Origin of the sequence: Streptomyces violaceoruber, from assembly GCF_033406955.1 — a bacterium.
In the GTDB taxonomy this organism is placed as follows: Bacteria; Actinomycetota; Actinomycetes; order Streptomycetales; family Streptomycetaceae; genus Streptomyces; species Streptomyces violaceoruber.
Window position 1 is genome coordinate 4,365,619 of record NZ_CP137734.1, and the last position, 22,887, is coordinate 4,388,505.

The following is a 22,887-nucleotide window of genomic DNA, read 5'->3' on the forward strand; positions in this document are numbered from 1 at the left end:
AGCGTGCGCGGCCGTCCGGGTGAGCGCCGGGCGACCGCGCGGACCGGTTACAGGCCCAGCCACACCGTCGTGTCCGGGCCCAGCCGGCCGTCCTCCAGGGGCGCGCTGCTGAGCAGCACCTCGCCGGCCGGCAGGTCCACCGCCGTGCCGGAGAGGTTGGTGACGCAGCGCCAGCCGTCCGAGCGGTCGAACCGCAGCACCCCCGCCGGTACGTCGTCCGACCAGGTCAGCGACTCGCCGGCGAGCAGCTTGCGGCGCAGGCGCAGCGCCGTGCGGTACAGCTCCAGCGTCGAGCCCGCCACCCCGTCCTGGGCCTGGACGGCGTACGCTGCGAAGTCCGGCGGCTGCGGCAGCCACGCCCCGCCCGCGCCGAAGCCGTACGAGGGCCCTTCCGTCGTCCAGGGCAGCGGCACCCGGCAGCCGTCGCGGCCCTTGCGGACGTGGCCGGTCTGCTCCCAGATCGGGTCCTGGAGTACCTCGGTGGGCAGGCCGGCCACCTCGGGCAGACCCAGCTCCTCGCCCTGGTAGAGGTACGCCGAGCCGGGCAGCGCCAGCATCAGCAGCGTCGCCGCGCGGGCCCGGCGCAGCCCGGCCGCCGGGTCGACGGCGGGCGCCCGGCCGCCGGACAGCAGCCAGGCGTCGGTGTCGGTGTCCGGCGACAGGACCAGGCGGGTGGCGTGCCGGACGACGTCGTGGTTGGAGAGCACCCAGGTCGCCGAGGCACCGGCGGCCCGCGCGTCGGCCAGTGAGCCGGTGATGACCTCGCGCAGCTCGGCGGCGTCCCAGCCGGTCTGGAGGTACTCGAAGTTGAAGGCCTGGCCGAGTTCGTCCGGGCGGGCGTACAGCACGCGCCGGGGGCCCGGGACCCAGGCCTCGGCGACGGCCGTGCGGGGCGGGGTGTAGGCGTCGAGGATCTTGCGCCAGTCGCGGTAGACCTCGTGGACGTCGTCGCGGTCGTAGAAGGGGTGGGTGCCGGGCGCGAACTGCGCGAGGGCCGCCTCGCCGCTCAGCTCGGGGGCGCCGAGGTCGCGCAGCGGCTCGGTCAGGTCCTTGACCAGCGCGTGCGCGACGTCGACCCGGAAGCCGTCGACGCCCCGGTCGCACCAGAACTTCAGCGTGGTGCGGAAGTCGGCGCGGACCTGCTCGTTCTCCCAGTTCAGGTCGGGCTGCTGGGGCGCGAACAGGTGCAGGTACCACTGCCCGTCGGGCACCCGCTGCCAGGCGCTGCCGCCGAAGACGGACTGCCAGTCGGTGGGCGGGAGTTCGCCGTGCGCGCCGCGGCCGTCGCGGAAGACGTACCGGTCGCGGGCGGCCGACCCGGGACCGGCGGCCAGCGCCTCCCGGAACCAGGCGTGGCGGTGCGAGGTGTGGTTGGGCACCAGGTCGACGATCACCTTCAGGCCCAGCCGGTGGGCCTCGGCGGCCAGCTCGTCGAAGTCGTCCAGCGTGCCCAGGCGCGGGTCGACGTCGCGGTAGTCGTCGACGTCGTAGCCGCCGTCGGCGAGTTCGGAGGGGTAGAAGGGGCTGAGCCACAGGGCGTCGACGCCGAGGGCGGCCAGGTGGGTCAGGCGCTGGGTGACGCCGCGCAGGTCGCCGAGCCCGTCGCCGTCGGCGTCGGCGAAGCTGCGGGGATAGACCTGGTAGATGACGGCCTGCCGCCACCAGTTGGGATCCTTGGACGACAGGTCGGGGGTGCTGGCGGTGCTGCGTACGGTCACGCGGCCTCCTTCGAGATGCCGAGTCGGTACGTCGGACGACACGAACCGGTCTGGTACGTCTGTCCAGATCACCCGAAAAGGGAACCCGTGCGCCCGCGACGCGCCGGTGGCTACGCTCCCGTGCGCTCGACCGTGCCCAGGTACAGCTCCACGTACCGGGTCACGTCCACGTCCAACGCCACGTCCACCAGGGGCTGTTCGCGCATGCCGTCGTGCAGTTCGGACTCGCCGACGCGCAGCCGCCGGTCGACCAGGGTCTGGCCGCGGGACGGCCCGGGGGCCAGGGACACCTCGACGGGCAGCCGGTGCGTGGTCAGGCCCGCCGGGTCGATCACCGCGCAGACCGCGCCCGCGTCGCCGAGCCCGCCGCCGGGGTCCGCGGCGTCGGTGGCCGGGCCCCGGTGGGCGAGCAGTTCCCCGGCGAGCCGGGTGCCGGGCTCGGCGCTCGCGCGCAGCCGCCGTACGTCGGTGCCGGGCACGATCACCCGCTCGAACACGTCGAGGCCGTACATGGTGATCGGCACCCCGGCGGTGAGCAGGATCGCGGCGGCCTCCGGGTCGTGCCACACGTTGAACTCGGCGACCGGCGTCGCGTTCCCGGTGGCCACCGCGCCGCCCATGAACACGATCCGCTCGATGTTGCCGGTGACCTCCGGGTGGGTGCGCAGCAGCAGCGCGATGTTGGTCAGCGGCGCGGTGGGGATCAGGGTGACCGGCCGCGGGGAGGCGAGGATCTCCCGGCGCAGCAGTGTCACCGCGTCCACGTCGGCGGGGGCGCGGGTGGGCGCGGGCAGCCCGAGGTCGCCCATGCCGTCGGCCCCGTGCACGTGCCGCGCGGTGCGCACGCCCTCGATCAGCGGCCGCTCGGCACCCCGGGCGACGGGGACGTCCGGGGCACCGGCCCGCTCCAGCACCGTCAGCGTGTTCCGGACGACCCCCGCCACGTCCGTGTTCCCGGCCACGCAGGTCACCGCGCGCAGGTCGAGGCGCGGGTGCCGGACCGCCAGCAGCAGGGCCAGGGCGTCGTCGATGCCGGTGTCGCAGTCGATGATCACCGGAATGGGCTGCTGCTGCTCGGAGACGGTGCGCACGGCCGGGGGCTCCTTGTTGCTTCGCGGGGACGCCGATGCCGGTGACCCTACGCGGGCCCGGCCGGGTCCCCGCAGCCCGGCACCACGACGGCGCCGTCCCGCCCGGCGCGGACCGCCGGGTTCGCGGCCCCGCACCGGGCGGGCGGGCTCAGTCGGACGGCCACAGCTCGGGGCCGCGTGCCTCGACGCGGTCGGTGATGCGGTGCAGAAGCTCGGTGCCGGACAGCTGTCCGGGCCGGCGGCCGTCGCGCAGGCGTACGTCGACGAGGTCGCCGTCCTGCGCCTCCCGGACGCCGATCACCGCCTGGTACGGCACCTTCCGCGCCGCCCGGACCCGGGCCCCGAGGCTGCCGCGCTCCGGGTCGGCGACCTCGGCCCGCAGGCCCAGGTCGGTGGCCTGCCGCACAAGGGCGTACGCCGCCTCCCGCTGCGCCCCGGCCACCGGCAGCACCACCAGCTGCACCGGGGCCAGCCACGCCGGGAACGCGCCGCCGTGCGCCTCGATCAGGTGGGCGACCGCTCGCTCCACGCTGCCGATGACGCTGCGGTGCACCATGACCGGGCGGTGCCTGGCGCCGTCGGGGCCGAGGTAGCGCAGGCCGAAGCGTTCGGGCTGGTGGAAGTCGATCTGGACGGTGGACAAGGTGGACTCGCGTCCGGCCGCGTCCTCGATCTGCACGTCGATCTTCGGGCCGTAGAAGGCCGCCTCGCCCTCCACCGCCTCGTACGGCAGTCCGTCCAGGGCCTCTTCGAGCAGCGCGGTGGCCCGCCGCCACAGCTCCGGGTCGGCGACGTACTTGCCGCCGGGGCCCGGCAGGGACAGGCGGTGGCGGGCGGCCCGGATGCCGAGGTCGGCGTGGGCGCGGCGGATGAGGCCGAGGGCGGCGCGGGCCTCGGCGGCGGCCTGGTCCGGGGTGCAGAAGATGTGCGCGTCGTTGAGGTGGATGGCCCGCACGCGGGACAGTCCGCCCAGGACGCCGGAGGGCTCGGAGCGGTACATGGCGCCCAGCTCGGCGATGCGCAGGGGCAGTTCGCGGTAGCTGCGGGCGCGGGAGCGGTAGACCAGGGCGTGGTGCGGGCACAGGCTCGGGCGCAGTACGACCTCCTCGGCGCCCAGCTCCATCGGCGGGAACATGTCGTCGCGGTAGTGCTCCCAGTGTCCGGAGATCTCGTACAGCTCGCGTTTGCCGAGGACGGGGGAGTAGACGTGCCGGTAGCCGGCCCGGCGCTCCGCCTCGCGGACGTACTCCTCCAGGGTGTGGCGCACGACCGCGCCGTCGGGCAGCCAGTACGGCAGGCCCGCGCCCATGAGGGGGTCGGTGTCGAACAGCGCCAGTTCGCGGCCCAGCCGCCGGTGGTCGTGGTCCCGGTCGTGGTTCCGGGCGTGGTTCCGGTCGTGCACGGTGGTCTCCCTCGGAACGGTCCACGGGACGAGCACCACGTGACGAAGCCCCGGGGCGCTCGCCCCGGGGCTTCGGACTTCTGGTCAGCAGTCAGCGCGCCGGGACGAACCCCGGCGTCGTCTCCAAGAACGGACGGACGCGCTTCATGGGGACGACGGTACTGCGGCGCCGGGCGCGGGCGCGAGCGGATTTCCCCGGCCCCGGCGAAGCCGTCAGCGTACGATCGCCAGCTCGTGCGAGGTGGTGTTGAGCCGTCGGCCCCCATCCTCCGTACAGGTCACGACGTCCTCGATGCGGACGCCGAAGCGGTCCGGGAGGTGGATGCCGGGCTCGAGGGAGAAGCACATGCCCGGTTCGAGGGGCTGCTCCTCGCCCTCCACCAGATAGGGCGGTTCGTGGGTGGTGACGCCGACGCCGTGGCCGGTGCGGCGCGCGCCGTGCCCGGCGTGCCCGGCCTCCTCGATCACCGCGCGGGCCGCCCGGTCGACCTCCTGGCAGGACACCCCGGGCCGCACCGCCCCGAAGGCCGCCCGCTGCGCGGCCCGGACGGTCTCGTGGACCCGCCGCTCCTCGTCCGTGGGCGCTCCGACGTGGACGGTGCGGGCGATGTCGAAGCCGTAGCCGTCCTTGAGGCCGCCGAAGTCCAGGACGACCATGTCCCCGTCCCCGATGACCCGGTCACCGGGCCGGTGGTGCGGGTCGGCCGCGTGGGGTCCGGCGCCGACCACCGTGAAGTCGACGCGGCTGTGCCCGTGTGCGCGCAGCAGCCCGGCCAGGTCGGCGGCCAGCTCGCGCTCGCTGCGCCCGCCGAAACGCAGCCCGAGGACCTCCTCGTACGCGGTGTCCGCCGCCGCTGCCGCGGCCGTCAGCCGGGCCATCTCCTGCTCGTCCTTCACCGCGCGCCGCATGGGCAGTACGACGGACAGCGGCTGGTAGGTGGCCAGCGGCAGGGACGCCTGGAGGCAGAGCAGGTGCAGCGCCCAGGTCGCGTCGGAGACGGCGTACCGGCCGTGCGGGCGCAGCAGACCGGCCGCGGCGGCGTAGGCGTCCTGTCCCTCCCACCAGTCGGAGACCCGTACGGCGCCCGCGCCGGGGGACGCCTCGGCGGTCGGGCGGTCGAGCGCGGGCACCAGCAGCCGGGGCTGGGAGGTGGCGGTGAGGACGAGGAGGGTGAGGCGTTCGATGGGGGCGGTGGGCCGGTAGCCGCACAGCCACACCAGGTCGGGGCCGGGGGTGACCAGCACCCCGGCGAGCCCGAGGGCGGCGGCCTGGTACGCGGTGCGGTCCATGCGGGCCGCGTAGACCTCGTCCGTGAAGGCGCCGGGGGCGGCGTCACCCACGGCCTCAGACGTGTCCCGGCCCACCGCTGCCGAAGGCCCCGCTCGACCCCGGCAGCCAGCGGCGCCGCTTCTGGTCCTCGCCGCGGCGGCTGCCCGAGTGGTGCAGCTCGTAGGGCATGAGCCGCGGGCTCCCGTCGTTGTTCAGCGGGATCTCGTCGGGTTCGCGCATCTCGCGCTCCTCGTGGACGGCGCCGGTGTCCGGGAGGTGCGGCTGTTCGTCGGCGCGGGGGCGGTCCGGCTCCCGGTCCATGACCCGCATGCCGACGCGTACCGCCCAGACCAACGCCCCGGCGATCACCAGTCCGATGATGAAGACCACTGTCACTTTGGCTCCGCCCGAGGGCGCGGCCAGCAGTACATACATTGCCGTACTCATGTTCTGATTATGTACCCCCAAATGAGATAAAGCGCCTGATATGTCCCTGTCTATGTCCCGGCCTGTGCCACTGCCCGGGTCCGTGCCTGTGTCCGCGCCCGTGTCCGTGCCTGTGTCCTGACGCGCGAACGCGCGATTGGGGCGGGCCGGTGGCTGGTACCCGGTCGGCACGGGGCGGTGCCGGCCGGCCTCGGGCCGCCGTCCGTCCCGCGCCGCGCCACCGGTGGAAGGAGCAGCCCATGACCGCGCCGTTGACGGCGGACGCCCATGAGTACGGCCTGGCCGGGGACGGCACCGCCGACGACCGGCCGGCCCTTCAGGAGCTGGTGGACGTGCTGGGCGACGCCACCGCCGAGGACGGGCGGCCGCGCACGGTGCGCGTGCCCGCCGGGCGGTACGTGATCCGGAACGAGCCGGTGCTCTGGCGCAGCGGCGTCTCGCTGATCGGTGCCGGACGCGGCGCCACCTGCTTCGCGCTCTCCAACCCGGGCGCCCCCGCGCTGCCGGTGCCGCTCGCCTGGTTCACCACCGCGCAGCACGGCGCGGGACCGGACCGCCACATCGCCGACGTCACCTTCGCCCACTTCGAGATCGACGGTCTGGGGGTGGCGACCGAGGAGTACGAGGTCCTGGCCAAGGGCCTGGGCCTGCAGTACGTGCTGCGCGGGCGCTTCAGCGACCTGTACGTGCACGACACCGCCGCCACCGGCTTCGGGTGCGACTTCCTCCAGGACACGGTGGTGGAGGGGGTGCTGGCCGAGCGGTGCGGGCGGCAGGACCCCGGCGAGGAGATGGGTGGCGCGGGCATCGGGATCGGGGTCGGCGGGTGGGGGCCGGTCGAGCGGCTGGCGGTGACCGACTGCACCGCACGCGGCAACGGCACCAACGGCATCTTCCTCGAACTCCAGCAGGACGACTGGGTCCCGCCCCGCGGCATCCGCATCACCGCCTGCCACACCGAGGACAACCGCTACGGCATCTCCGACTGGGGCGCCGACGGCCTCCTGGTCACCGGCTGCTCGATGCTCGGCAACCACGTCGCCGGGTTCGACGTGTCGGCGCAGGGCACGACGAGTGTCGGCGGGCGCGGCGGCCTCGTCACCGGGTGCGTGATCGACGGCAACGCGGGGGACGGGATAGCGCTGGGCAACACCCCCGGGCCGTACGGCTTCCACGGCAACCGCGTCAGCAACAACGGGCGGTACGGCTACTGGGAGCACAACCTGGCCGGCGGCGACCAGGAGCCCGCCACGGACATCGTCCTGGAGTCCAACGACATCCACGACAACGCGCTGGACGGGGTCCGCGTCGACGCCCCGCTGCACGAGCCCGCGATCGTCGGCAACCGGATCCGCGGCAACGGCCGTCGGGCCGCGGCCCGGACGGCAGGGGGCGGCGAGGGCGTCCGCTGCGGGCCGCTGTCGCTCACCGACGCGCGGGCCGACTGGCTCCCGGGCGGCCACCGCGGCAAGGAGCTGACGGTCGGCGGCGGACCCGGAGGGGCCGAGGTCACCGCCGTGGTCACCGACAACACCGCCACCCGGCTCACCCTCGCCCCCGTACGCCCCGGCGCCGGCACCGCCTGGCCCGACGGCACCCCCGCGCCCGGCACCGCCTACCGCCTCCCGGACTCCCCGGCCCCGCGCGCCGGTCTCACCGCCGCCGCTGCCGTGACCCACCCGTACGTGCAGGGCAACCGCGTCCGGGACGACGGGCACCCCCGCACCCAGATCCACGCCGTGTGGATCGCGGACGAGGCCACCTGGACGGGCGGCCGGGTCTCCGGCAACGACTTCAGCGGCAACGGCTCGGCGTCGACCCGTTTCGACTCGGCGCCGACCGGCGGACGCTGGCGCGACAACGCGGGGTGACGCGGCGCCCTCGGCCGTCGGCCGTCAGGGTGCCCGCAGGGCGTCCACCGCGATCCGGGCCGCGGTGCCGATCACCGCATCCGCCGCCGGGAGTACGGCCGCCGTGTGGGCGGTGCGGGTGAAGACGGCCACGGCGTAGCGGCCGCCGTCGGGGTACTCGACGACGCCGACCTCGTTGCGCAGGGTGGGCAGGCTGCCGGTCTTGCCGGCCACGTGCACGTCGTCGAAGGGGAAGCCCGAGGCCAGGCGGTGCGGCCACACCTGAAGGCCCATGATCCGGCGCATCGCGGCGCCGTACTCGGGCGGGCAGGCCTCGTCCCGCCACACCGCGCCGAGCAGGCGGGTCATGTCCCGCGGGGTGCTGTGGTTGGTACGGGCCGGGTCCAGGGCGCGCAGCCGGGTGATGACGTGCGGGTCGGTCAGCGCCCGCGCTCCGTCGGGCCCGGCGTCCTCGCGCATGGTGCCCAGCATCTCCCCGAAGCCGTACACCGCCCGCGTCCGGGTGAGGCCGAGCCGGGCCGCGGTGCGGTTGACGGCATCCAGGCCGACCCGGCGCAGCAGCAGGTCGGCGGCGGTGTTGTCGCTGACGGACATCATCAGGAACGCGGCGTCGCGCAGGGACAGCAGGACCGGGTCGAGCATGGCCGCGAGCCCGGTGGGCCCGGGCGTGCGGCCGGTCGGCGGGCACTCGATCCGCTCGGTGAGGTCCAGTTCCCCGGCCGCCGCCAGCTCGTGCAGCGTCACCAGCACGCACAGCTTGTGGACACTGGCCGTGCAGACCGGCTGGTCCGCCCCGGCCCCGACTTGCGCCCCCGAGTCGATGTCCACGGCGTGCAGCCACCCGGTGACCCCGGCATCGGCGAACGCGGCGTCCAGCCGGGCGGCGGTGACGGTGTCGCTCATGCCCCCTCCTCCGGCGCCGGGCCGGCGCCCATCGGCCGACCGGCGGCCGCCGGGCGTGCTCGGTCGGGGTCATGGGGGGTGGTGGGGTGCGTGGGTCGGTGCCGGGGGGTGGTGGCGGCGGTAATGGCCGGATCTCCGGTGCCGGTGTCGGTGCCAGTGCCGGTGTCGGGGCGGGGGGCCATCGGCCGGGCTGCCGCCGTGGTGGGTGGGCCGCTTCGTGCGGGGGCCGTCGGGCGGCGGTGGCCGGGGTCGGTGGGGGTGGTGGGGTGCGTAGGTCGGTGCCGGAGCGGGGCGGCGGCGGTGATGGCCGGGCCTCCGGCGCTGGCGCCGGTGCCGGTGCTGGTGTCGGTGTGGGGGGTCACCGGTCGGGCTGCCGCCGTGGTGGGTGGGCCGCTTCGTGCGGGGGCCGTCGGGCGGCGCTGGTCGGGGTCGGTGGGGGTGGTGGGGTGCGTGGGTCGGTGGCCGAAGGCGGCGGTGTCGGTCAAAGCCAGTACTCCGATGCCGGGCGAAGGTGCAGGGGCCGGGCGGGTGCCTCGGAGTGGGCGCCGGCCGTGGTGCGCAGGGCGTGGGTGGCCGCGTCGGCGAAGGCGCCGACGGCGGCGTCGCCGCGCCCCTTGGGCCAGGCCGCGGAGTGCCGCCAGGCGGGCGCGGCCCCGGCCAGCGGGCGCCAGACCAGGTCCTGGTCGCCGGGGGCCACGAGCCGGGTGTCGCGGGGGCCGAGGGCGACGGCCCCGGACGACAGGACCAGGCCGCGGACGAAGCTGGCCCCCTGGCCGTGCCGTACCGCGGCGGGTGTGTAGCCGCCCCGGGCGCAGGCGGTGAGCAGGTCGTCGTAGACCGCCGGCGCGTCGGCGCGCGGGAAGAGGACCAGGTCGTAGCCGGTGAGGGCGGCGAGCGGCACGGCGTCCAGCTCCGTCTGGGGCGCGCCGCGCGGCAGCAGGACGCCGAGGTCGCGGCGGAGCACCGGGCCCAGTTCCAGGCCGGTGACGTCGCACGGGTGGTGGATGAGGCCGACGTCCAGCTCGTGGGCGGCGAACCCGGCGAGCTGCTGGGCGGTGGTCAGCTCGTGCAGCTCCAGTTCGAGGCCCGCGTGCCGGCGGCGGAAGTCGGCCAGCAGCGCGGCGACGGTCTCGCCGGAGATGTCGGGGGACAGGGCGGCGCGCAGCAGACCGCTCTCGCCGTCCCGGATGCGGCGGGCCGCGGTCCGCAGTGACTCGGCGCGGGCCAGCAGCTCGCGGGCCTCGGCGAGCAGCAGCGTGCCCGCCTCGGTGATCGCCACCTGGCGGCTGGTGCGCTCGAAGAGCCGGACGCCCAGCTCCTTCTCCAGCCGCTGGATGCGCTGCGACAGGGGCGGCTGGGCCATGCCGAGCCGGGTGGCGGCACGCCCGAAGTGTGACTCTTCTGCAACAGCCACAAAGCACTCCAGGTGCCGCACCAGGTCCACGACCAGTAATCATATCGGGGATTGATCGATCCGACATTGATATCGGTCTTGGACAGGGGCTCGGCGGGGTTGCTCTCCTCGGGCCATGCGCTCCTTCCGTGACCGTGACCGTGACCCCGCGCTCCGCGCCCGTCGGTGGGCCGGCGGGCTCGCCCTCGCCCTCGTCCTCCCCCTGGCCGGCTGCGCCACCGGCACCGGCACCGGCACCGGCACCGACGGCGACGCCGATTCCGGGCGCCCGGGAGCGTCGTCGACGGCCCCCGCCCCCTTTGCCACCGCGGCGCCGGAGGTCCGCGCCCAGCTCCGGGTGGACGGCGACGTCCGCCAGTACCTCCTGCACCGGCCCCCCGCCCCGGCCGCCGACGGCCCGCGGCCCCTCCTCGTCGCCTTCCACGGCCGCGGCGCCGACGCCGCCGAACTGCGGGCGAAGACCCGGCTGGAGCGGGCCGCCACCGCGCGCGGCATGCTCGTCGCCTTTCCCGAGGGCCTCGGCCGCGGCTGGGGCGCGGGCACACGGGCGACGAAGCAGCGCCCGGACCCCGGCCTGGACGTGCGGTTCACCGAGGCGCTGATCAAGCACCTGGTCCGCACCGAGCGGGCCGACCCCGGTCAGGTCTACGTCGCCGGGTTCTCCAACGGCGGCTCGATGGCCCTGCGCATGGCCGCCGAACGCCCCGCGCTGCTGGCGGGTGCCGCCTCGGTCTCCGGCCAGCTCCCCACGGGCGACGCCGCGGTGGAGCCGACCGGGCCCGTCCCGGTCATGGTCGTCTACGGCGCCGACGACCCCGTACGGCCCCTCGCGGGTCTCCCCTCCCCGCCGCCGGACCCAAAGGAGCCGATCCTGCCGACCCGGTCGGCGCGGGACAGTGCGGCGGCGTTCGCGGCGGCCGGGGGCGCGGGCGAGCCGGTCACGCGGCAGCAGAAGGGCTACGAACGGACGGTGTGGCGGCTCGGGAAGGAGGCTTCCGGCGGCTCCCGGCGGCCCGACGGCACCGTGCAGCTCCTCGTCGTCGACGACGCCGGTCACACCTGGCCGGGCTCGACGGTCCCGCCGCCCGAGGGGTTCGGCCCCGTCAGCAGGGCCCTCGACGCCACCGACACGATCCTCGACTTCCTCACCGGCCCCGGCCGCTGACCGACAAGGACCTTCCCATGCCCGACGCTCCCCCCTTCACCTCTCCCCGCCGCCGCAGGCCCCGCAACGGCGTGCGGGCCGTCGCCGCCGTGGGCGTCGTCCTCGCGATCGCCGCGGGCGGCTCGTACGCCGCCGGGTTCGGCCCCTTCGCGCGCGGCGACGACGGACCCGACCCCGCCGCGACGGAGCAGGCGCGCGCCTTCCTCGCCGACTGGGCCGCCGGGCGGCTGCCGAGCGCGGCCGCACGCACCACCGAGCCCGGCAAGGCGCAGGAGGTGCTGCAGAGCTTCACCGCGGGACTCGACATCGAGAAACCGAAGCTGACGGCGGCGGCCGACGGCGTGAAGGAGGGCGAGGACGGCACCCTCGGCATCCCCTTCACCGCCCGGATGCCGGTCACCGGCCTGGGCACCTGGACGTACGAGTCGGAGCTGCCGCTGCGCGAGCAGGACGGCGGCGGCTGGAAGGTGGACTGGCGGCTGTCGCTGGTGCATCCGCGGCTGAGCGAGACGGAGAAGTTCCGCCTGGAGCGCGAGGAGAGCGCCCCGCCCAAGGTCACGGACCGCGCGGGGGTCTCGCTCGTGGGCGCCGAGTACCCGTCCCTGTCCCCGCTTTTGGGCCGGCTCGCCGGTGACGCGGGCGGCGGCGGTCCGCGCGGCGCGGTCGAGCTGGTGGACCGGGCCAGCGGCGAGACCGTGCGCACCGAGGCGTCCTTCGGCAAGGAGCCCGACCCGGCGACGGCGGACCGGCCCGTGCGCACCACCCTGGACGCCGGCTGGCAGGCGGCCGCCGAGAAGGCCCTCGGGAAGGCCGACGGCAAGAACGCCTCCCTCGTCGCCCTGCGCGTCGACAACGGCGAGGTGCTCGCCCTCGCCAACTCGCCCTCCTCGGGCTTCAACCGGGCCGCCTCCGGCACCTACGCGCCCGGCTCCACCTGGAAGATCGTCACCAGCAGCGCCCTGCTGCTCAAGGACGCGGTCGCGCCCGACGACGTCGTGGACTGCCCCAAGTACCTGACGGTCGGCAAGGAGTTCCACAACGTGGAGACCTCCGAACACCCCGGCGCCACCTTCCGCAAGGACTTCACCGAGTCCTGCAACACCGCCTTCATCGGCCTGCGCGGCAAGCTCGACGACGGGGAGCTGGGGAAGGTCGCCCGCACCTACTTCGGGGTCGGCCAGGAGTGGCACATCGGCATCCCGACGTACGACGGCTCGGTGCCGGAGCCCAAGGACGAGACGGAGAAGGCGGCGTCGATGATCGGGCAGGGCCGGGTCCAGGCCAACCCCCTGATCATGGCGTCGGTGACGGCCACCGCGGTCTCCGGAGAGTTCCACCAGCCGTCCGTCACCGCGGGCAACGAGGACGAGACCCGCACCGAGCCGCTGCCCGACGAGGTCGTCAGCCAGTTGCGCGGGCTGATGCGGGCCACCGTCACCGAAGGGACCGCGCGCGTCCTGGCCGACCTGCCGGGTGAGATCGGCGCCAAGACCGGCACCGCCGAGGTCTCCGACGACCAGGACAACAACGGCTGGCTCGTCGCCCACCGGGGCAACGTCGCCGTCGCCGTGGTCGTCGAGGAGGGCGTCACCGGCGGCGGCTCGGCGGGGCCGATCGTGCACAGCCTGCTGTCGGCCGTTCCGGAGGACCCTGCCTGAGCCCCCACTGAGCGGGATCAGCCGAGCCGCACCGGCAGTTCCACCAGCCCCCGCAGCAGGGTGCTGGTGCGCCAGGTGAGCGTCGCCGGGTCGGCGGCGAGCGCGAGCGCGGGATGCCGGTCGAGCAGCAGGCGTACGGCGACGGCGGCCTCGACGCGGGCCAGCGGGGCGCCCAGGCAGTGGTGCGGGCCGTGGCCGAAGCCGAGGTGGCCCCGCGGGCGGCGGCCGATGTCGAAGCGGTCGGGGTCGGGGAAGTGCGCCGGGTCGCGGGAGGCGGCGGCGAGGGAGACGAGCACCGGGTCGCCCGCCGCGATCGCGGTGCCCGCCAGCTCCAACGGCTCGGCCGCGAAACGGAACGCGGAGGCATGAACGGGCGAGTGGTACCGCAGCGACTCCTCCACGGCGGCCTCGGTCAGCTCCGGCTCGGCGCGCAGTCGGGCGAGCTGGCCGGGGTGGGTGAGCAGGCCGTGCACGGTGGCGGAGATCAGGTTGACGGTCGTCTCGTGCCCCGCGACCAGGATCAGGAAGGCCATGCCGAGCAGTTCGCCGGGGGTGAGTTCGCCGCTGTCGGCGGCGGCGACCAGATCGCCGAGCAGCGTGCCGTCCGGGGTGCGGCGCTTGGCGTCGGTCAGCTCGGTGAGGTAGCCGGTCAGCGCGGTCGCCGCCGACCCGGCCGCCTCGGGCGAAGTGGGCATGACCAGCTCGTTCGACCAGGTGTGGAAGGTTCCGCGGTCGCTCTCCGGGACGCCCAGCAGCTCGCAGATCACCGTGACCGGCAGCGGCAGCGCGTACCGGGCGACCAGGTCGGCCGTGCCCGCCGGCGGCAGCGCGTCCAGCAGGCCGTGCGCGATGCGCTCGACGCGCGGGCGCAGGGCGGCGGTCCGTCCCGGCGTGAAGTGTCCGGCGACCAGCCGGCGCAGACGGGTGTGCTGCGGCGGGTCGCTCTGGAGCATGTTGTGGCCGATGGCGTGCCCGCCGTCGCTGTCCCAGGAAGCGGAGTGCCGGATGTCGTTGCGCAGCCGCGGGTCGGTGAGGGCGGTCCGTGCCGCGTCGCGCGTCACCACCAGCCGGCTCTCCCCGCTGCCCGGCACGAACACCCGGTGCACGGCGCCCACGGCCCGCAGGGCGGCCAGTTCCTCATAGGTGGGCGCGGTCATGGGACCTCCGGTGAGAGAGACAGTTAACCGGGGAGTACTCCCCATTTCCTCGGTCGACGATAGCATCGGCGTTCGGAGCACGGGGAGCACTCCCCGGTTCGTACGACCCGGAGGGCGAGGATGACCGTCGGCGCACGCGACGGAGCGCCCCGGCAGCGACGCGACGCGCGGCGCAACCGGGAGCTTCTGCTGGAGGCGGCCCACGAGGTGTTCACCGAGCAGGGGCTGGACGCGGCGCTGGACGTGATCGCGCGCCGGGCGGGGGTCGGCAACGCGACGCTCTACCGCCACTTCCCCACCCGAGCCGCCCTGGTGGACGCCGTGTTCCGGGACTCGCTGACCGGCACGATGGACGCCGGGGAGCGGGCCAGGAAGGCGCCGGACGCGTGGGCCGGGCTCACCGGCTATCTGGAGGTGGTCTTCGGCGCCCTGGCCGCGGACCGGGGCTCCAACGACCTCATGACCACGCACCTGCGGGGCGTCGACAGCCTGGAGGCCGTGCACGAGCACAACCGCCGGACCGTGGACACGCTGCTGACCCGTCTGCGCGACGAGGGCACCGTCCGCGCCGACGTCACCACCGAGGACGTCCTGTTCGGGCTCGCGGCGCTCGGCCGTGCCGTCCCGGCACTGACGGCGGCGACCGCGGCCACGGCGGCCGCCGCGTCCGCGCCCGCGGCCGAAACCGCGCCGGACGCCTGGCGCCGTCCCCTCGCCCTGTTCCTGGGCGGCCTGCGCGCCGCACCGGCCGCCGCGTCCCTGCCCGCGCCCGCGCTCACCGCCGCCGAACTCGGCGAGGTCCTGCGCGAACTGGGCCCGCACCGCACCCGCGCCGGGGACCGCGAGCCCCGCGCGTGAGACGGACCGGGCTCAGCCCCGGGGGCCGGTACCCGTGCCGGTGCCGGTGTCGTTACCGGTGCCGGTGTCCTCGCGCCCGACCGTCTCCCCCGGGATGACGCGCGGCGTCCCCGGTTCGTCCGCGTCCCTGGCCGCGCGGGCCTCGGACTTGAGGATGCGGGCCGACTTGCCCGCCGAGCGGGTCAGCTCGGGGAGCTTCTTGACGGCCAGGACGGCCGCGACGACGACGAGAATGATCGCGAGCTCGCTGAGTCCGAACACGGCGCTCTCCTGGGGACGTACGGTCGCGGGCCCGCGGCACGGGCCCGCACACGGAATCTACGGCACGGCCGGCGGGCCCGGCGCCCGCGGGGCCCGATGGCTCTCAGAGGTCGAACTCGTGCGGCGGCAGGTCGAGCGCGTAGCACGCCTCGCGGACCACGGCGCGCTCGTCCTTGTCGAAGTCACCGTCGGCGCCGCCGATCACGATGCCGATCTGGACCACGGCCCGTGCCTCGGCGGGCTTCTTCTTCGCCTTGGCGATCTCCTGGAGGATGCCGACCTTGCCGAAGGCGAAGTCGGCGGTCAGCTTGTCCAGGTTCTCCTCGAAGCGGCGGCGCAGGTCGTCGGCGGGGAAGTTCTGCAGCACCTCGTTGGTCGAGATCAGCTGGGCGACCCGCTGCCGCTCCGAGGCGTCGACGGTGCCGTCGGCCGCGGCGACCAGCGCGCACATCGCCATGCTCGCGTCGCGGAAGGCGCCGCTCTTGAGGTCGTTCTTCTTCGCCACGAGCTGCGTCTGCATCTGCGACGCGGACTCCTTGAAGCGGTCCCACAGGGCCATGAGAACTCCGTACTCCGTACCGGTCGGACGGGAAGGGATGTGACGGGAAGGGGTGGTCGGGCTGGTCGGGGAGACCGGGACCGGCCCGAGCCTCTACAGCACTGTAGAAGCTATCAGCCTTCCCCGTCGCCGGAGTCGCCCTCGAAGAAGTCCCCCGCCTCGTCGACGACTTCGGCCGCCACCATTCCCCCGGCGATCCCCGCGGCCCCGGCCATGACGGGCGCACCGACCCCGGCGTCGTGGCCGAACACCGCGTGGGAGCCGTACGACGCCCGGTGCTCGACCAGCTCCCGCATCCAGCCGTCGACGAGGGCGGTCCAGTCCCGCGGTCCGGCGGGGCCCTCGTGCGGGACGGTGAAGCGGCTGAGCGCGTCGTGGCCGCCGTGGCCGTCGGAGAGCGGGCCGCCCCGCTTGTCCGCCTCCAGCACCACCTCGAGGGCGCCGGGTACGGCCAGGAAGGTCAGCTCGATCTCGTCGGCCTGGTGGGCGTAGCGCGGGGGCGGGGTCAGTTCGATCTCCTGGTGGAAGGGCAGCTGCTGCCCGGTGCCGCCGATGCGGCCGTACTCCAGGCCGGCGGAGCGGAAGCCGCAGCCGAGCCGGCCGAGGGCCTCCAGGACGGCCTCCTGCGCCGGGAGCGGCGCCACGGCGAACGGGTCCAGGTCCCCGCTGTCCCGGACCCCGGCGACCGCCAGCTCGGTGCGCACGCCGAGCACGACGCCCAGCTGCCGCCCGTACAGCTCGGTGGCCGGGGTCTCCCAGGGCAGCGTCACCGTGAACGGGATGCTCGTCTCCTCGCCCGCCGCGAGCCGGAAGGGCCCGCCCACGGTGTGCCGGCCGAAGACGACGACGCCCTCGCCGTCACCGTGCTCGCCGTCCCCGGTCTCCACGCGGGCCACCAGCTCCAGCGCGACGTGCTCGACGTCGTGGCCGACGGTGCCGCCGACGAGGCGGACCCGGCCCGACAGGGTGCCTCCCGGCCGGGCGGCGCCCGGGGCGAGCGTCGTGTCCACCGTGGGCCCGCCCACGCCGAGGGAACCGAGCAGCCGCTTGAACACCATCGAGGCGTTCTCTCCTTCGCGTTCGTGCGGGGAACAACCGGAACCGGCCGGCTGTTCTCTACAGGCGAGTAGAAGCATAGGGGTCTCAGGACTCCCGATCTTTTTGCTCGTCCTTTACCATGAGGGAGAACCCTCGGGCGCCCGGCTGGTAGCGGCGCCCACTGACCCCGTTAAGGAGTCCCGTTCCGTAATGGAGCCTCCCAGTACCGGCCGTGCCACGGCCGGCCCGCCAGTGCCCCCGTATGCGCGTGAGGGAAGCGGGGTGGCACGGTGACCGAGGTCCTGCTGCTCCTGCTGGCCCTCCTCCTCACCCTGGCCTGCGCGCTCTTCGTCGCGGCCGAGTTCTCCCTCACCACCGTCGAGCGCTCCGACCTGGAGCGTGCCGCCGAGTCCGGTGAGCGCGGCGCGGACGGCGCCCTGCGGGCCGTACGCTCCCTGACCCTCCAGCTGTCCGGCGCCCAGCTCGGCATCACGGTGACCTCGCTGGTCATCGGCATGCTGGCCGAGCCGTCGATCGCGGTGCTGCTGCGCGGCCCGCTGACGGCGATGGGCCTGGGCGGCGCCGCCTCGACGGTGGCGACCCTGCTCGGCGTGGTGCTCTCCACCGTCGTCCTGATGGTCGTCGGCGAGCTGGTCCCCAAGAACTGGGCGATCTCCCGCCCGCTGGCCGTCGCGAAGGTCGTCGCGGGCCCGCAGCGCGGCTTCACCACCGCCTTCGGCCCCTTCATCCGGCACCTGAACAACACGGCGAACCGGTTCGTGCGCCGCTTCGGCCTGGAACCGGCCGAGGAGCTGGCGTCCGTCCGCAGCGCCGAGGAGCTGGTCGCCCTCGCCCAGCACTCGGCCGCGGAGGGCGCCCTGGAGGCGGACTCGGCCGAGCTGTTCGTCCGTACGCTGCACCTGAGCGAGCTGACCGCGGAGAACGTCATGACGCCGCGCGTGGACGTCAAGGCCCTGGAGGCCCACGCCACCGCCGCCGACGCCGCGAACCTCTCGCACGCCACCGGCCTGTCCCGCTTCCCGGTCTACCGGGACAGCCTGGACGAGGTCGTCGGCACCGTCCACATCCGCGACGTGCTGGCCCTGGAGCCGGAGAAGCGCCGGGCCACCCCCGTCACCGAGCTGGCCACCGCGCCGCTCCTGGTGCCGGACAGCCTGCCCGCCGACCGCCTCCTGGAGCGCATGCGCGCCAGCCGCACCATGGCCGTCGTCATCGACGAGTACGGCGGCACGGCGGGCGTGGCGACCGTCGAGGACATCGTCGAGGAGGTCGTCGGCGAGGTGCGCGACGAGCACGACCCGGTCGAGATACCGGACCTGCTGCCCGCCCCCGCGGACCCCGACGGCCGCGCGGCCTGGGAGGCCGACGGCTCGCTGCGCCTGGACCACCTGGAGCGCATCGGCCTGACCGCGCCGGAGGGACCGTACGAGACCCTGGCCGGCCTGGTCGCCACCCACCTGACACGCATCCCCGCCAAGGGTGACGTGGTCGCCCTGGACGGCTGGCGCATCGACGTCCTCGACGTCGACCACCACCGCGCCGACCGCCTCCGCGTCACGGCCCCCGTGCCGGACGACGCCCGGTCGGCCTACGCGCGGCAGCCGGTCGGCGACCGGTCGGCACGGGACGAGCGGGAGCTGGCCCGATGACCGTCGTACAGCTCTTCGTCGGCGCGCTGACGCTGCTGACCAACGCGTTCTTCGTGGGCGCCGAGTTCGCCATGATCTCGGTGCGCCGCAGCCAGATCGAGCCGCGCGCGAAGACGGGCGACAAGCGCGCCCGGATGACCCTGTGGGGCCTGCAGCACATCTCCCAGATGATGGCCACGGCCCAGCTCGGCATCACCGTCTCCTCCCTGGTGCTCGGCGCGGTCGCGGAGCCGGCCATCGCGCACCTGATGGAGCCGGTGTTCGAGGCGGTCCACATGCCGCACGCGCTGGTCCACCCGGTGGCCTTCGCCATCGCCCTCACCCTGGCGACGTATCTCCACATGCTGATCGGCGAGATGATCCCGAAGAACATCGCGCTGGCCGCCCCGGCGACCACCGCGCTGCTCCTCGGCCCGCCGCTGGTCGCCCTCACCCGGGCCCTGAAGCCGGTCGTCTTCGGCATCAACGCCTTCGCCAACACGCTCCTCAAGCTGCTGCGGGTGGAGCCGAAGGACGAGGTCGAGGCCGTCTTCACCGACGACCAGCTGGCCCGCATGGTGGTCGACGCCAGCGAGGCCGGACTACTCACCCCGGCCGACGGCGAGCGCCTGCGCGACGCGCTGGAGCTGGGCACCCGGCCGGTCGGCGAGATCCTGGTCCCGGCCCAGAAGATGCGCACCGTCCCGCACACGGTCACCCCGGCCCAGCTGGAACGCATGGCCGCCGACGCGGGCTACTCCCGCTTCCCGGTCACCGGCCCCGGCGGCACGGTCCTCGGCTACCTGCACATCAAGGACACCCTGGGCCTGACCGACCGCGAGAGCCCCTTCCCGCGCACGGCCCTGCACCGCGTCACCCGCGTCCGCATCGACACCCCCCTGGACGACACCCTCACCGCCCTGCGCACCGAGGACAGTCACCTGGCCGCCGTCACCGGCGAGACGGGCTCGGTCCTGGGCTTCGTCACGATGGAGGACGTCCTGACGGAACTGGTGGGCCCGACGACGCCGGTGGCGTCGTAACACGACGCGGCCGATCGCCCCCCCGGTCGGCCGCGTTCCGTTCCCTTCCAGGCGCCTTGTGCGCTTGGCCCCCGATTGCCCCCACCACGCATTAGAGTGCCGCCGTGCGCTGAGTGTGCTGTGAGTCACAGCGCGACACGGCGGACGGGCTAGGGGAGTCCGTCCGCGCTCGAACGCAAGTGCTTGGGGGGTTCTGTGTACGAAATGGTCAAGGGGTCCAACATCGCCCTGTCGTCTCTGAGTGACAGCGTCGGCTCGGTGATCGTGAGCCTGGGATGGGCCAGTCCGACCGGCGAGGGCGATGCGGACGTGTCCGTCCTGCTCCTGGGCGGCCAGGGGAAGGTGCGCAGCGACGCCGACTTCTACTTCTACAACAACGCGGTTGCCGCCGACGGCAGTGTGCAGCTCCTGGGCAAGGCTCCCACGGGGGAGGGCAGCGAGGACCGTATCGTCTTCGACCTGACGGCGATTCCGCCGGACGTGGAGCGGGCGGTCGTCGCGGCGAGCCGGTACGGGGGCGCTCGTTTCGGAGAGTTGGACGACCTTCGGGTGACCTTGGCCGACGGGACCGGCGACGGCCTGCTGCGGTTCGCGATCGATGACGCCGGGTCGGTGAGCGCCTTCATCTTCGGCGAGTTGTACCGCCGCGGTGAGGAGTGGAAGTTCCGGGCCGTCGGCCAGGGCTACGACAACGGCCTGGCCGGGCTTGCGACCGACTTCGGCGTGGACATCGACGACGACGCGTCCGACGAGGTCGAGCAGCCGGACGACGAGGCGGAGGACGTCGTCCGGCCCGCGGCTGCCACCGCGGAGCAGCTGCCCCGCTCCCCGGAGCCGGAATCCTCACCCACGGCGACGGCCGAGCAGGTGCCGTCCGCGCCGTTGGAAGCGGTCCCCGCTCCCCGGCGGTCGGAGGAGGACGCGCAGTCGAAGAAGACCGCCGTACGCCCGCGCACCGCCAAGAAGAAGGTCACCCTGCCCAAGGTGGTGAAGAAGTCCCTCGCGGAGAACGACTCCTGGAAGGAGGCAAGGCTCTTCCCGGTGTCGGCGCTCAAGAGCGACCGGGACCGCGAGACACGTGCCACCTCGGTGCTGCTTTCGGTGATGGCGCAGGTGCCGGAGTTCGGCAGGAGGCTCACCGCCGCCTTCGGTGCTCCGGCCGGCCGCATGGAGACCTTCACCGAGGTTTCGTTGCCGCACGGCGACACCCCGCGCCGCCCGGACGGTGTCATCCGGGTGGAGCGGGCCGGCAAGTTGTGGACGGCGCTGGTCGAGACCAAGACCAACGGCAACGCACTCAAGCCCGAACAGGTGCAGGCGTACGCGGACATCGCCGCCAGACGCGGCTACGAGGCCGTCATCACGCTCTCGAACGACGTCGCGCTGGAGGGCAGCCCGCTCGTCGACGTCAAGATCGACGGCCGGCGCAAGCACAAGGTGGCCCTGTGGCACCTGTCCTGGGCCGAGGTGGCCCACCAGGCACAGATGCTGCTGCGGCACGAGGGTGTGGGCAACGCCGCACACGCCTGGCTGCTTCAGGAGCTTCTCCACTATCTCCAGCACGAGAACTCCGGCTGCCACGGCTTTCAGAACATGGGCGCGGCCTGGGTGCCCGTTCGCCGCGGCATCGACGACGAGACCCTGTGCCAGGGCGATCCGCGCCTGCTGGAGGTGGTCGAGAGCTGGGAGCGTCTCATCAGGCAGGTCTGCCTGGGACTCGGCGGCGAACTCGGGCACAAGGTGCTCCCCGTACGGCGCGCCAAGCGCGGAGCCGATCCCGGGGCCCGGCGGGCGGACATGGCGGACCGCCTGTGCACGGACGGCAGACTGCACGCCGAACTGCGCATCGAAGGCACCCCGGGCGTACTGGCGATCACCGCCGACCTGCGGACCGGGAAGCTGCGCACGTCCTTCGACATCCCGGCACCCGAGCAGGGGTACCCCCTGACCTGGTCGAAGCGCCTCATCAGACGGCTCGCCGAGGCACCGGCCGACCTGCATGTGGAAACCCTTGTCGAAGGCGAAGCGGGAGGACCGCGGGGCACTCTGGAGCGGCTGCGCCCGGAGCCCGCGGACATGCTCCCGAAGAACGGAGCCCAGATCACCGGCTTCCGGCTCTCCCTCTTCAAGGGCATGGGCAACTCCCGCGGCAATACGGAGTCGGGCTTCATCCGGAGCGTCGACGACGCCGTGCAGCGGTTCCACGCCTCCGTCGTCACTTCCCTGGACCGGTCGGCTCCACGACCGACGCCCTCGGCGGAACACGCCGCGGCGACCTGATCACCGAACGACGGCGAGAGCCCCGGCCGTGCGAACGGCCGGGCCGGACCCGATGCAGGGGGGCACCGGTGGGCTCCGGTCCGGTGCGGGACGCTTGCCGCATGTTCGAGGCGATCCCGTGGCGTAGCCATGCACGCGCCAATGACCGTCGTGGGGACCGAACTGTGCCTGATGTCGCCCTCGAACCGGACGGCCCGGAGGCCGCGCTCCTCGGCGTCCTCCGGATCGCCACGCCCTGGGCGCTGGGTGCCCCGGGAACGAATGGTGAGTCCGACGGGGTCGCTTCGGCGAACTCCGGGTTCCGCTTCGCCGTTGCGGGAGTCGAGTGGATGGAGCTCCGCGCCACCGAGTGTCGGGTCTGACCCGGGAACCTCGGCATGACCGTGTTCGTCTCCCCCCACGACAGCGACAACGACATCCGTACCGTCGGAGGAGACGCCCATGGCCATGGTCGGCCTGTTCTGGATCACTGAGGGGTGTGTGTATCTGGGGGCGAAGCCCGCCGGTGCGGGGCCCGGTGTGCGGCTGACCGAGGGCGGGGTGGAGATCCTGGGGACCGGGCAGGGCGGCCGGTCCTGGGGGTGGGACGAGGTGCGGGGGCTGGACGTGCGGGACGTGGCCGTGCGGTCGGCCGGGCGGCGGCTGGCGTCCATGGCGTTCGACTCGGTCGTCGTGCTGATCACCGGCGACGGCGAACAGCCGCCGCTCTTCACGGTGCTGGTGGAGACGGAGGGCGACGGCACGGTCGAGGCGAGCGTCCTGGCCGCCGTCACCGGCGGTATCCACACGCCCGACGAGTACGACCTCTCCCGCGCCCTCCTCGCCCGCCTCGCCGACGGCACCACCACCGTCGGCGAACTGCTCCGCTGGCGCCGGGACGAGCCCGAAGACGTCGCCCCCGCCAAGGACCAGCGCCTGGCGCTGCTGCGGGAGTGGACGGCGGCCACCGTCTGACGGGCGGGCCGGTCACCGACGCGGCCGGCCCGTGACCGACCCCCTACCGGGGTATCACTCCGGGCTTGGCTCTCCGGAGTGACGTCCCGGCTCGTACCGGCTTCCTACCTTCCCTCCGTCAGCGTCACGACGAGACGGAGGAGGCGGAC

19 protein-coding genes are annotated in these 22,887 nt (G+C 74.2%); 8 read left to right on the plus strand and 11 right to left on the minus strand.

Going from position 1 to position 22,887, the window contains the following annotated elements:
* Positions 1-47: 47 nt before the first annotated feature.
* The 5 genes from R2E43_RS19545 to R2E43_RS19565 all read right to left on the minus strand — a co-directional run bounded on the left by R2E43_RS19545 (position 48) and on the right by R2E43_RS19565 (position 5,928).
* A complete protein-coding gene (locus tag R2E43_RS19545; protein WP_332056407.1) occupies positions 48-1,718 on the minus strand; it encodes a glycoside hydrolase family 13 protein in 1,671 nt (556 codons plus the stop codon).
* Between the two features lie 110 nt (positions 1,719-1,828).
* Positions 1,829-2,809 (minus strand): nucleoside hydrolase, encoded by a 981-nt coding sequence (locus R2E43_RS19550; protein ID WP_003975162.1) that lies wholly within the window; start codon positions 2,807-2,809, stop codon positions 1,829-1,831.
* A gap of 148 nt (positions 2,810-2,957) precedes the next feature.
* Entirely contained in the window at positions 2,958-4,211 is a 1,254-nt protein-coding gene (gene thrS / locus R2E43_RS19555) for a threonine--tRNA ligase (protein ID WP_332056408.1), read from the minus strand.
* Between the two features lie 213 nt (positions 4,212-4,424).
* Positions 4,425-5,552: an aminopeptidase P family protein gene (locus tag R2E43_RS19560; protein WP_011029228.1), complete on the minus strand. Its 1,128-nt coding sequence runs from the start codon at positions 5,550-5,552 to the stop codon at positions 4,425-4,427.
* Between the two features lie 4 nt (positions 5,553-5,556).
* On the minus strand, positions 5,557-5,928 hold the full coding sequence (locus R2E43_RS19565) for a DUF6479 family protein (RefSeq protein ID WP_016326645.1): 372 nt from the start codon (positions 5,926-5,928) through the stop codon (positions 5,557-5,559).
* A gap of 239 nt (positions 5,929-6,167) precedes the next feature.
* Between R2E43_RS19565 and R2E43_RS19570 the strand changes: the two genes are divergently transcribed.
* Positions 6,168-7,799 (plus strand): right-handed parallel beta-helix repeat-containing protein, encoded by a 1,632-nt coding sequence (locus tag R2E43_RS19570; protein WP_189283182.1) that lies wholly within the window; start codon positions 6,168-6,170, stop codon positions 7,797-7,799.
* A gap of 24 nt (positions 7,800-7,823) precedes the next feature.
* On the opposite strand, the gene R2E43_RS19575 is transcribed toward R2E43_RS19570, so the two are convergent.
* The gene (locus R2E43_RS19575; RefSeq protein ID WP_011029227.1) at positions 7,824-8,702 is read right to left on the minus strand and encodes a serine hydrolase; all 879 of its coding nucleotides are present in this window, start codon (positions 8,700-8,702) and stop codon (positions 7,824-7,826) included.
* A 481-nt stretch (positions 8,703-9,183) separates the two neighbouring features.
* On the minus strand, positions 9,184-10,146 hold the full coding sequence (locus R2E43_RS19580; protein ID WP_011029226.1) for a LysR family transcriptional regulator: 963 nt from the start codon (positions 10,144-10,146) through the stop codon (positions 9,184-9,186).
* Positions 10,147-10,231: 85 nt separating this feature from the next.
* On the opposite strand from R2E43_RS19580, the gene R2E43_RS19585 reads away from it, so the two are divergent.
* A complete protein-coding gene (locus tag R2E43_RS19585) occupies positions 10,232-11,281 on the plus strand; it encodes an alpha/beta hydrolase family esterase (protein ID WP_319129200.1) in 1,050 nt (349 codons plus the stop codon).
* Positions 11,282-11,298: 17 nt separating this feature from the next.
* On the plus strand, positions 11,299-12,939 hold the full coding sequence (locus R2E43_RS19590) for a penicillin-binding transpeptidase domain-containing protein (RefSeq protein ID WP_011029224.1): 1,641 nt from the start codon (positions 11,299-11,301) through the stop codon (positions 12,937-12,939).
* 17 nt (positions 12,940-12,956) lie between these two features.
* Here the strand turns inward: R2E43_RS19590 and R2E43_RS19595 are convergent, their stop codons facing one another.
* Positions 12,957-14,096: a cytochrome P450 family protein gene (locus R2E43_RS19595; RefSeq protein ID WP_332056409.1), complete on the minus strand. Its 1,140-nt coding sequence runs from the start codon at positions 14,094-14,096 to the stop codon at positions 12,957-12,959.
* A gap of 120 nt (positions 14,097-14,216) precedes the next feature.
* Between R2E43_RS19595 and R2E43_RS19600 the strand changes: the two genes are divergently transcribed.
* Positions 14,217-14,954 (plus strand): TetR/AcrR family transcriptional regulator, encoded by a 738-nt coding sequence (locus tag R2E43_RS19600; RefSeq protein WP_011029222.1) that lies wholly within the window; start codon positions 14,217-14,219, stop codon positions 14,952-14,954.
* Positions 14,955-14,966: 12 nt separating this feature from the next.
* On the opposite strand, the gene R2E43_RS19605 is transcribed toward R2E43_RS19600, so the two are convergent.
* From R2E43_RS19605 to R2E43_RS19615, 3 genes are all read right to left on the minus strand, one after another.
* The gene (locus R2E43_RS19605; RefSeq protein WP_003975174.1) at positions 14,967-15,215 is read right to left on the minus strand and encodes a twin-arginine translocase TatA/TatE family subunit; all 249 of its coding nucleotides are present in this window, start codon (positions 15,213-15,215) and stop codon (positions 14,967-14,969) included.
* Positions 15,216-15,318: 103 nt separating this feature from the next.
* The gene (locus R2E43_RS19610; protein ID WP_003975175.1) at positions 15,319-15,774 is read right to left on the minus strand and encodes a tellurite resistance TerB family protein; all 456 of its coding nucleotides are present in this window, start codon (positions 15,772-15,774) and stop codon (positions 15,319-15,321) included.
* A gap of 113 nt (positions 15,775-15,887) precedes the next feature.
* Complete coding sequence (locus R2E43_RS19615) at positions 15,888-16,832, minus strand: sporulation protein (protein ID WP_003975176.1); 945 nt, start codon at positions 16,830-16,832, stop codon at positions 15,888-15,890.
* Positions 16,833-17,102: 270 nt separating this feature from the next.
* Between R2E43_RS19615 and R2E43_RS19620 the strand changes: the two genes are divergently transcribed.
* From R2E43_RS19620 to R2E43_RS19635, 4 genes are all read left to right on the plus strand, one after another.
* Positions 17,103-18,482: a hemolysin family protein gene (locus tag R2E43_RS19620; protein WP_011029220.1), complete on the plus strand. Its 1,380-nt coding sequence runs from the start codon at positions 17,103-17,105 to the stop codon at positions 18,480-18,482.
* The gene (locus R2E43_RS19625) at positions 18,479-19,504 is read left to right on the plus strand and encodes a hemolysin family protein (protein ID WP_003975178.1); all 1,026 of its coding nucleotides are present in this window, start codon (positions 18,479-18,481) and stop codon (positions 19,502-19,504) included. The genes R2E43_RS19620 and R2E43_RS19625 overlap by 4 nt, the downstream gene beginning before the upstream one ends.
* Before the next feature lie 204 nt (positions 19,505-19,708).
* Positions 19,709-21,784, plus strand: a complete 2,076-nt coding sequence (locus R2E43_RS19630) for a TerD family protein (RefSeq protein WP_403274306.1) — start codon at positions 19,709-19,711, stop codon at positions 21,782-21,784.
* A 441-nt stretch (positions 21,785-22,225) separates the two neighbouring features.
* On the plus strand, positions 22,226-22,738 hold the full coding sequence (locus R2E43_RS19635) for a hypothetical protein (protein ID WP_003975181.1): 513 nt from the start codon (positions 22,226-22,228) through the stop codon (positions 22,736-22,738).
* Positions 22,739-22,887: the final 149 nt, after the last annotated feature.